A 355-nucleotide genomic window follows, 5' to 3' on the forward strand; every position below is an offset into this window, starting at 1 on the left:
GTTGATTCCCCAGCGGGGTGCCATAGGGGATAGACGACCACTGTTCCTCAATGGCCATGACGGAAAAACTGTTGGACCAGATAGCCGCCTCGGTCGCACCGCCAAGGGCAAGAATCTCAGAGCCTGACCCCATGGTGGCACGCAGTTTGTCGGGCAGATCGAGGGGAATCCAGTCACCACTGAGCAGAGCGAGGCGCAGGGTAGGCAGGCTGTCTGGTTCCTGATCTTCAACCAGCAGATCCGCCAGTGCAGGCACCGTATTCCAGACAGTCACTTCGTGTTCAACAATCTGTTTACGCCAGTGCGGAGGAGCCTGAGTCAGGCAACTGTCGGGCAGGATGAGTGTGGCCCCGGC

Annotated in this window: 1 protein-coding gene; it reads right to left on the minus strand. The window is 59.2% G+C overall.

All coding sequences use genetic code 11. From position 1 onward, the window contains the following. A partial coding sequence (locus E1189_RS00260) for an AMP-binding protein (RefSeq protein ID WP_155158156.1) occupies positions 1 to 355 on the minus strand: 355 nt, incomplete at both ends.

It is taken from the genome of Parendozoicomonas verongulae, assembly GCF_009711465.1.
Classification (GTDB): Bacteria; Pseudomonadota; Gammaproteobacteria; order Pseudomonadales; family Endozoicomonadaceae; genus Sansalvadorimonas; species Sansalvadorimonas verongulae.